At 71.1% G+C, this 9,701-nt stretch carries 7 protein-coding genes; 5 read left to right on the forward strand and 2 right to left on the reverse strand.

What is annotated here, in order from left to right; genetic code table 11:
* Positions 1-158: 158 nt before the first annotated feature.
* Together recA and alaS are read left to right on the forward strand one after the other, a co-directional pair.
* Complete coding sequence (gene recA / locus N1F89_RS19665) at positions 159-1,238, forward strand: recombinase RecA (protein ID WP_290086146.1); 1,080 nt, start codon at positions 159-161, stop codon at positions 1,236-1,238.
* A 362-nt stretch (positions 1,239-1,600) separates the two neighbouring features.
* On the forward strand, positions 1,601-4,285 hold the full coding sequence (gene alaS / locus N1F89_RS19670) for an alanine--tRNA ligase (protein ID WP_290086147.1): 2,685 nt from the start codon (positions 1,601-1,603) through the stop codon (positions 4,283-4,285).
* Positions 4,286-4,330: 45 nt separating this feature from the next.
* On the opposite strand, the gene N1F89_RS19675 is transcribed toward alaS, so the two are convergent.
* Both N1F89_RS19675 and N1F89_RS19680 read right to left on the reverse strand, forming a co-directional pair.
* A complete protein-coding gene (locus tag N1F89_RS19675; RefSeq protein WP_290086148.1) occupies positions 4,331-5,383 on the reverse strand; it encodes an AI-2E family transporter in 1,053 nt (350 codons plus the stop codon).
* Between the two features lie 58 nt (positions 5,384-5,441).
* Positions 5,442-6,656: an NADP-dependent isocitrate dehydrogenase gene (locus N1F89_RS19680; protein ID WP_290086149.1), complete on the reverse strand. Its 1,215-nt coding sequence runs from the start codon at positions 6,654-6,656 to the stop codon at positions 5,442-5,444.
* Between the two features lie 147 nt (positions 6,657-6,803).
* Here N1F89_RS19680 and N1F89_RS19685 point away from each other — a divergent pair, with 147 nt between their 5' ends.
* The 3 genes from N1F89_RS19685 to murI all read left to right on the forward strand — a co-directional run bounded on the left by N1F89_RS19685 (position 6,804) and on the right by murI (position 9,590).
* Entirely contained in the window at positions 6,804-7,697 is an 894-nt protein-coding gene (locus N1F89_RS19685; protein ID WP_290086150.1) for an alpha/beta fold hydrolase, read from the forward strand.
* A gap of 289 nt (positions 7,698-7,986) precedes the next feature.
* On the forward strand, positions 7,987-8,775 hold the full coding sequence (locus tag N1F89_RS19690) for an RNA methyltransferase (RefSeq protein ID WP_290086151.1): 789 nt from the start codon (positions 7,987-7,989) through the stop codon (positions 8,773-8,775).
* A 5-nt stretch (positions 8,776-8,780) separates the two neighbouring features.
* On the forward strand, positions 8,781-9,590 hold the full coding sequence (murI, locus tag N1F89_RS19695) for a glutamate racemase (RefSeq protein ID WP_290086152.1): 810 nt from the start codon (positions 8,781-8,783) through the stop codon (positions 9,588-9,590).
* Positions 9,591-9,701 lie beyond the last annotated feature (111 nt).

The raw sequence follows: 9,701 nt of genomic DNA on the forward strand, positions 1-9,701 counted from the left end.
GCTCGGCGCACCGCGCTGGAACGGATTCGGAACGGATCGGATTTCGTTCGTCAAAACAGGGATTTGGCAGCCCTTGCCAAATCGGAACAAAGAGAGTACAAAAAACATCGGGAGAGCGGACCGTCCGGCCTTCGTTGACGACCTAGGGGTGTTGTATCATGGCACAGAATTCATTGCGGCTTGTTGAGGACAATTCGGTGGACAAATCCAAGGCTCTGGACTCGGCGCTGTCGCAGATCGAGCGTGCCTTCGGCAAGGGCTCGATCATGCGGCTCGGTGCCAACGAGCAGGCGGTCGAGATCGCCACGGTGCCCACCGGCTCGCTCGGCCTCGACATCGCGCTCGGCGTCGGCGGCCTGCCGCGCGGCCGCATCGTCGAGATCTACGGGCCGGAGAGCTCCGGCAAGACGACGCTGGCGCTGCACACGGTGGCCGAGGCGCAGAAGAAGGGCGGCATCTGCGGCTTCATCGACGCCGAGCACGCGCTCGATCCCGTCTATGCCCGCAAGCTCGGCGTCGACCTCGAGAACCTGCTGATCTCGCAGCCCGATACCGGCGAGCAGGCGCTCGAGATCTGCGACACGCTGGTGCGCTCGGGCGCCATCGACGTGCTGGTCGTCGATTCGGTGGCGGCGCTGACGCCGCGCGCGGAGATCGAGGGCGAGATGGGCGATTCGCTGCCCGGCATGCAGGCCCGCCTGATGAGCCAGGCGCTGCGCAAGCTGACCGCCTCGGTGTCGCGCTCCAACACCATGGTCATCTTCATCAACCAGATCCGCATGAAGATCGGCGTCATGTTCGGCTCGCCGGAGACCACGACGGGCGGCAACGCGCTGAAGTTCTACGCCTCGGTGCGGCTCGACATCCGCCGCATCGGCGCGGTCAAGGACCGCGACGAGACGACCGGCAACCAGACCCGCGTCAAGGTGGTCAAGAACAAGCTCGCGCCGCCCTTCAAGGAGGTCGAGTTCGACATCATGTATGGCGAGGGCATCTCCAAGACGGGCGAGCTGATCGACCTCGGCGTCAAGGCCGGCGTGGTCGAGAAGTCGGGCTCCTGGTTCTCCTACAATTCGCAGCGCCTCGGCCAGGGCCGCGAGAACGCCAAGCAGTTCCTGCGCGCCAACCCGGAAGCGGCGCTCGAGATCGAGACGGCGCTGCGCCAGAACGCCGGGCTGATCGCCGAGACGCTGCTCGACGAGGGCGGCGACGACGAGGCCGGCGCGGCCGGCGCCTGAGGCACGGGGGCCGCCGGCATCGGCCCGGCGGCCGGTTGACGCTTGCCCGCGAGGCCGAAGCCGGCCCGAAGCGACGGCGAAAAGAGCGCGAAAAGAGCGATGACGGCAAGATCGGCGGCGGCCGGTGCGTTCGGGCGCGCCGGCCGCTTGGCGTGTGCCGGGAGGGCGTGGCGGCCGCCTGTCCCGCGGGGCGGTCGCGCCCGGCCCGGTGCCGCGGCTGCGGCGGCGCGGTGTTTTCTGGACAGCGGCCCGCCGGCGACGCTAAAAGGCGCAAAAATCGGCGGCGACCGCGCGGCCGGTCTTCACGCAAGGGCGAAAGCCGGCCGCGGGCGCGCCGCGGACCTCACGCAAAAGGCGAAAATATGAGTGGCGTCAACGACATCCGGTCGGCCTTCCTGGATTTCTTCCACCGCAACGATCACGAGATCGTCGCCTCCGGCCCGCTCGTGCCGCGCAACGATCCGACGCTGATGTTCACGGCAGCCGGCATGGTGCCGTTCAAGAACGTCTTCACCGGGCTGGAGACGCGCCCCTACAGCCGCGCCGCCACGGCGCAGAAATGCGTGCGTGCCGGCGGCAAGCACAACGACCTCGACAATGTCGGCTACACCGCGCGCCACCACACCTTCTTCGAGATGCTCGGCAACTTCTCCTTCGGCGACTATTTCAAGGAGCGCGCCATCGAGCTCGCCTGGACGCTGGTGACGAAGGAGTTCGGCATCGACCCCCGGCGCCTGCTCGTCACCGTGTTCCACACCGACGACGAGGCGGCCGGCCACTGGAAGAAGATCGCCGGGCTGCCCGACGAGCGCATCCTGCGCATCGCCTCCGACGACAATTTTTGGGCGATGGGCGATACCGGCCCGTGCGGACCGTGCTCGGAGATCTTCTTCGATCATGGCGAGCATCTCGCCGGCGGCCCGCCCGGCAGCCCCGACGAGGACGGCGACCGCTTCGTCGAGATCTGGAATCTTGTCTTCATGCAGTACGAGCAGGTGACGCCGGATGAGCGCGTCGAGCTGCCGCGTCCGTCGATCGACACCGGCATGGGCCTGGAGCGCATCGCCGCCGTGCTGCAGGGCGTGCACGACAATTACGACACCGACCTGTTCCGGGCGCTGATCCTGGCCTCGGAGGAGGCGACGGGCGTGCGCGCGGAGGGTGGCAACCGGGCCAGCCACCGCGTCATCGCCGACCATCTGCGCGCCGCCAGCTTCCTGATCGCCGACGGCGTGCTGCCGTCGAACGAGGGCCGCGGCTACGTGCTGCGCCGCATCATGCGCCGCGCCATGCGCCACGCCCAGCTGCTTGGCGCCGCGGAGCCGCTGATGTGGCGGCTGGTGCCGGCGCTGGTGCGCGAGATGGGCCACGCCTATCCCGAGCTGCAGCGCGCCGAGCCGCTGATCGGCGAGACGCTGAAGCTGGAGGAGACGCGCTTCCGCAAGACGCTGGCGCGCGGCCTCGGCCTGCTGTCGGAGGCGACCGAGACGATGGGCGAGGGCGACCGGCTGGACGGCGAGACCGCCTTCAGGCTCTACGACACCTACGGCTTTCCGCTCGACCTGACGCAGGACGCGCTGCGCCAGCGCGGCATCGCCGTCGACGTCGAGGGCTTCAACGCCGCCATGGAGCGCCAGAAGGCGGAGGCGCGCGCCAACTGGGCGGGCTCCGGCGAGGCGGCGACGGAGGCGGTGTGGTTCGCGATCCGCGACCGCGCCGGTTCCACCGAGTTCCTCGGCTACGAGACGGAGAAGGCGGAGGGCGTGGTGCGCGCGCTGGTGCGCGACGGCGCCGAGGTCGATGCCGCGGCGGCCGGCGAGACGGTCGCCGTGGTGGTCAACCAGACGCCGTTCTATGCCGAGGCCGGCGGCCAGATGGGCGACACCGGCACGATCGCCGGCGAGGGGTTTCGGCTCGAGGTGACCGACACGACCAGGAAGGGCGAGGGCGTGCACGTCCACCACGCCCGCGTCGTCGAGGGCACCGTGCGCGCCGGCGACGCGGTGACGCTCGCGGTCGACCACGCGCGGCGCGGCAAGCTGCGCGCCAACCATTCGGCCACCCATCTGGTGCACGAGGCGCTGCGCGAGGTGCTCGGCGGCCACGTCGCGCAGAAGGGCTCGCTGGTCGCGCCCGAGCGGCTGCGCTTCGACTTCTCGCATCCCAAGCCGATCGACGCCGCCGAGCTCGCGCGCATCGAGGCGCTGGCCAACGCGATCGTGCTGCAGAACGGCCCGGTCGAGACGCGGCTGATGGCCGTCGACGAGGCGATCGCCGAGGGCGCCATGGCGCTGTTCGGCGAGAAGTACGGCGACGAGGTGCGCGTCGTCTCGATGGGCACGGCGATCGAGGGCGACAAGGCGGGCGAGACCTACTCGCTGGAGCTGTGCGGCGGCACCCATGTGCGGCGCACCGGCGACATCGGCCTCATCCGGCTGGTCGCCGAGGGCGCGGTGGCGGCCGGCGTGCGCCGGGTCGAGGCGCTGACGGGCGACGCCGCGCGACACCACCTCGACGAGCAGGAGCGCCGGCTGAAGGCGATCGCCGCCGCGCTCAAGGTCTCGCCGGCCGATGCGCCGGCGCGCGTCGAGGCGCTGGTCGAGGAGCGCCGCAAGGCCGAGCGCGAGCTCGCCGAGGCGCGCAAGAGCCTGGCGCTCGGCGGTGCCGGCGGCGGCGCTGAGACCGGCGGGGCGCAGGAGACGGTGGCCGGTGTCGGCTTTCTCGGCCGCACCGTCGCCGGCGTGCAGCCCAAGGACCTGAAGCCGCTCGCCGATGCCGGCAAGACCTCCGTCGGCTCAGGCGTCGTCGTCTTCGTCGGCGCCTCGGAGGAGGGCAAGGCGAGCGTCGTGGTCGGCGTCACCGACGACCTGACCGACCGTTTCAGCGCCGTCGATCTGGTGCGCGCGGCCGCCGCCGCGCTCGGCGGCAAGGGCGGCGGCGGCCGGCCCGACATGGCCCAGGCCGGCGGCCCCGATGCCGGCCGCGCCGAGGCAGCGATCGCGGCGGTGCGCCAGGCGATGGCCGAGGCGGCGGCGCCGGCCGGCTGAGCCGGGCCGGCGGCGGCGCTCGGCGAGCCGGCGCTGCGGGGGTGCTCAGCCGCCGCCGGGCGGCCGGCCGGAGTGCTCCTCGTCCTCGTGCGCCACATAGGGCTCGACATAGAGGATGCGCGTCAGCGTCAGGCCGAGCGCCGCGGCCGGCGTGGCGAGCGCCACGCCGAGCAGGCCGAACAGGATGCCGAAGACGAGCTGGTTGGCGATGATCAGGGCCGGCGGCAGCGACACCGATTCCTGCTGCAAGAGCGGCGTGATCAAATAGCTCTCCAGCGTCTGCACGCCGAGATAGACGGCGAGCACCCAAAGCACCATGCTGCTGCCCTCGCCGAAGGCGAGCAGCACCGCCGGCACCAGCGCCAGCAGCGGCCCGATGATCGGCACGAAGGCGAGCAGGCCGGCGATCAGGCCGAGGATCGGCGCCAGCGGCAGGCCGATCAGCCACAGCCCGGCGCCGGTCAGCGTGCCGACCACCGTCATGGCGATGAGCTGCGCGCCGAGCCAGCGCTTCAGCGTGGCGGCGGCCGCGTCGAGCGCGTAGCCGAGCCGCGGGTGCAGCGACGGCGCGGCGAGCGCCAGCAGCCCCTTGCGGTAGGGTGTCGGGTTGAGCGCCACATAGGCGCCGATGAAGACGATCACCACCAGGTTGCCGGCCGCGCCGAAGGTGGTGAAGACGGCGGTGCGCGCCTCGCTCATCACCATCTTGGAGGGGTCGAAGCGCTGCAGCAGGGCGCGGCCGAAGCCGCTCTGGCCGAGCTGCTGGCGCAGCGCCTTCATCGCCTCGGGAAGCTGGTTGGCGAGCTGGTCGAGCTGCGCGGCGACGGTGCCGGCGGCGAGCGTGACGAAGCCGGCCACCAGCAGCGCCGCGATGACGAGAAAGATCGCGATGCCGGCGATCTCCGGCAGGTGCAGCCGGTGGGCCAGGAACACGCCGCCGCCATGCAGCAGCACGGCCACGAGCAGGCCGGCGAAGGTGACGAGCACGGCGCCCGGCACCAGCACCACCAGCAGCAGCGCCACGAGCGCCAGCACGATGGCGGTCACCCGCCGACGCGGCAGCCCGGCGGGAAAACGGCTATCGCTGCGGTCCGGCATGCTGCGGGAACTCGGCGCGCCGCCCGAAGGTTCCCGCTGCTCGCCGGCTGGGCGCGGTTCAGCGCGCCATCGCCTTCTGCAGGTTCTCGTCGACCTTGTCGAGGAAGCCGGTGGTCGACAGCCATGGCTGGTCGGCGCCGATCAGCAGCGCCAGGTCCTTGGTCATGAAGCCGGACTCCACCGTCTGGATGCACACCCGCTCCAGCGTCTCGGCGAAGGCCTTGAGCTCGCCGTTGCCGTCGAGCTTGGCGCGGTGGGCGAGGCCGCGCGTCCAGGCGAAGATCGAGGCGATCGAGTTGGTCGAGGTCTCCTCGCCCTTCTGGTGCTGGCGGTAGTGGCGCGTCACCGTGCCGTGCGCGGCCTCCGCCTCCACCGTCTTGCCGTCGGGCGTCATCAGCACCGAGGTCATCAGGCCGAGCGAGCCGAAGCCCTGCGCCACGGTGTCGGACTGCACGTCGCCGTCGTAGTTCTTGCACGCCCACACATAGCCGCCCGACCATTTCAGGTTGGAGGCGACCATGTCGTCGATCAGGCGATGCTCGTACCAGATCTTCTTTTCCTTGAACTTGTCCTCGAACTCGGTCTCGTAGATCTCCTGGAACAGGTCCTTGAAGCGTCCGTCATAGACCTTGAGGATGGTGTTCTTGGTCGACAGGTAGACCGGGTAGCCGCGCTGCAGGCCGTAGTTCAGCGAGGCGCGCGCGAAGTCGCGGATCGAATCGTCGAGGTTGTACATCGCCATGGCGACGCCGGAGGAGGGCGCGTCGAACACCTCGTGCTCGATCGTCTCGCCGTCCTCGCCGACGAACTTGACCGTCAGCTTGCCCTTGCCGGGAAACTTGAAGTCGGTGGCGCGGTACTGGTCGCCGAAGGCGTGGCGGCCGACGATCACCGGCTGCGTCCAGCCCGGCACGAGCCGCGGCACGTTCTTGGCGATGATCGGCTCGCGGAAGATCACGCCGCCCAGGATGTTGCGGATCGTGCCGTTCGGCGAGCGCCACATCTTCTTCAGGCCGAACTCCTCGACGCGCGCCTCGTCCGGCGTGATCGTGGCGCACTTGACGCCGACGCCGTGCTTCTTGATCGCGTTCGCCGCGTCGACGGTCACCTGGTCGTCGGTGGCGTCGCGGTGCTCGATTCCCAGATCGTAGTATTCGAGGTCGATGTCGAGATACGGGTGGATCAGCTTGTCCTTGATGAACTGCCAGATGATGCGGGTCATCTCGTCGCCGTCGAGCTCGACGACGGGATTTTCCACCTTGATCTTCGCCATGGGAAATGCCTCGTTCATGGAAATCGATGCCGGGCGGCCGCCGGGCGCCCGGGGCCGAAAGTGCGGCCCCTATAGCATCGCGGATCGGCAAGGCAAAGCCGTGCCGGCTCCGCCTTTCGGCGGGCTCGGCCGGGGAGGGCGGAAGGCATGCGCATCGCGTTCGACTGGCACGAGACGGCCGACGGCACGACGCTGCACGTCGCCCATGGCGGCGCGCCGCAGGGGCGGCTCGTGCTGTGCCTGCACGGCTTTCCCGAACACTGGGTCGCCTGGCGCGCGGTGATGGCCGAGCTGGCCGCCGACCACCGGCTGGTGGCGCCGGACCTGCGCGGCTACAACCTGTCCTCGCGGCCGGCCGGGCTCGAGGCCTACCGCATGGCCGCGCTGGTCGGCGACGTCGCCGCGCTGGTCGACCGGCTGTCGCCGGAAGCCCCCGTCGTGCTGGCCGGGCACGACTGGGGGGCCGCGCTCGCCTATGCCTACGCCTTCGCCCATCCCGGCCGGGTGTCGCACCTCGTCGTCGCCAACGGCGTCCACCCGGTGCCCTTCCAGCGCGCCATCCTCGCCGACCCCGAGCAGCGCCGTGCCAGCCAGTACATCGCCCGGCTGCGCGCCGCCGATGCCGAGGCGCTGCTGGCCGAGGACGACTTCCGCCGCCTGCTGCGCATGATCGAGGGCTTTTCGCGCGCCGACTGGATGGACGAGGGCCGGCGCGCGGCCTACCGCGCCGCCTGGCGCCGGCCGGGCGCGCTGACCGGCATGCTGAACTGGTACCGCGCCTCGCCGCTCGTCGTGCCGGGGGTCGACGAGGCGCTCGCCGACGCGCCGCTCCTGTCCGTGCCGCCCGACCAGATGGCGGTGCCGATGCCGCATCTGGTGGTCTGGGGCGAGGACGACGAGGCGTTGCGGCCGTCCTGTCTGGAGGGGCTGGAGGCCTTCGCGCCGCGGCTTGCCGTGCAGCGCATCGCCGGCGCCGGCCACTGGGTGCTGCACGAGAAGCCGGCCGCCGTCGCCGCCGCGATCCGCGCCTTCCTCGGCTGAAGCGTTCGCAGGCGAAGTGGACACCGGTTCGCCGTCCGCGAACGCGTCATCACAAGCGTTCGCAGGCGAAGTGGACACCGGTTCGCCGTCCGCGAACGCGTCATCACAAAGCGTTCGCAGGCGAAGTGGGCACCGGTTCGCCGTCCGTCGAACGCGCCGGGAACAAAGCGTTCGCAGGCGAAGCGGGCACCGGTTCGCCGTCCGCCGGCGCGGCGCGCGCGCAAAGCCCGTTCCGTTTTGCCGCCGTCTGTGTCAGGGAACGCGCGGTATCTCGCAGGGCGGAAGGACGATGGCAGGCAGCGACGCGACGCACCCGATGCTGGCGGAAGGGCCGGCGGTGATCCTGGTCGAGCCGCAGCTCGGCGAGAACATCGGCATGGTGGCGCGCGCCATGGCCAATTTCGGCCTCGCCGAGCTGCGCCTGGTGGCGCCGCGCGACGGCTGGCCGAGCGAGCGGGCGCGCGCGGCGGCGAGCCGCGCCGACCACGTGATCGACGCCGCGCGCGTCTTCGCCGGCGCCGAGGAGGCGGTCGCCGACCTGCATTTCGTGCTCGCCACCACGGCGCGCCCGCGCGACAACTTCAAGCCGGTACGCGGACCCGTCGCGGCGGCGGGCGACCTGCGCCGGCGCTTCGCCGAAGGCCAGCGCACCGGCATCCTGTTCGGCCGCGAGCGCTGGGGCCTGACCAATGCCGAGGTGGCGCTCGCCGACGAGATCGTCACCTTTCCGGTCAACCCCGCCTTCGCCTCGCTCAACATCGCCCAGGCGGTGCTGCTGATGGCCTATGAGTGGATCAAGACCGGCGAGGCCGGCGTGCGGCCGGCCGCGCGGCCGCTGGCGCCGGCCGAAAAGCACCACATCGAGAGCCTGATGGGCTATCTCGAGAGCGTGCTCGACGAGCGCGGCTATTTCCGCACCGCCGACAAGAAGCCCAAGATGATGGACAATCTGCGCGCCCTGGTCACCCGGCCGGGCTTCACGGTGGAGGAGCTGGCGGTGCTGCGCGGCGTGCTCGTCTCGCTGGAGCGGTTCTCGCCGCAGCGCCCGCGCGGCGCCGGCGCGCCTGAGGCGGACTAGCGGCGATGGACGCGCGGCCCGTCCTGTTCTTCGATTCGGGCATCGGCGGGCTGTCGGTGGTCAAGGAGGCGCGGGTTCTCCTGTCCGGCCGGCCCTATGTCTATGTCGCAGACGACGCCGCGTTTCCCTACGGCGCCTGGCAGGAGGCGGCGCTGCTCGAGCGTCTGGTCGGCCTGTTCGCCACGCTGATCGCGCGCTACCGGCCGGCGATGTCGGTGATCGCCTGCAACACCGCCTCGACGCTGGCCATCGCCCGGCTGCGCGAGGCGTTTCCCGGCGAGACCTTCGTCGGCACCGTGCCGGCGATCAAGCCGGCGGCCGAGCGCACCCGTTCCGGCCTGGTCTCCGTGCTCGCCACGCCCGGCACGGTGCGCCGGCAGTACACCCGCGACCTGATCGCCGCGCACGGCGCGCGCTGCCACGTGCGCCTGGTCGGCAGCGAGAACCTCGCCCCCCTGGCCGAGCAGTACATGCGCGCGGGCTTCGTCGACGAGGATGCGGTGGCCGCCGAGATCGCCCCCTGCTTCGTCGAGCGCGATGGCCGGCGCACCGACATCGTGGTGCTCGCCTGCACGCACTATCCCTTCCTGGTCAACCGCATGCGCAAGACCGCGCCGTGGCCGGTCGACTGGATCGACACCTCCGAGGCGATCGCGCGGCGCGCGCTGGCGCTGGCCGCCGCGCTGCCGGCGCCGGGCGGCGGCGGCGGGCGCGACATCGCCCACTTCACCTCCGGCCGGCCGGCCGAGGGCTACCGCCGGCTGCTCGCCGGCTTCGGCTTCGCCGCGGAGGACGAGGCCGCCGACGGGCCGTGAGATCGCCAGGCGCGCCGCCCACGGCAGTGAATCCGGGTTAACGCGGCAAGGGCTGGAGGATGTGAGCGAGGTATTGGTTGTTTCTGGCAGCGCGTTTTCTGCGCAGTCTGA

Source organism: Aquibium sp. A9E412 (genome assembly GCF_030398335.1).
In the GTDB taxonomy this organism is placed as follows: Bacteria; Pseudomonadota; Alphaproteobacteria; order Rhizobiales; family Rhizobiaceae; genus A9E412.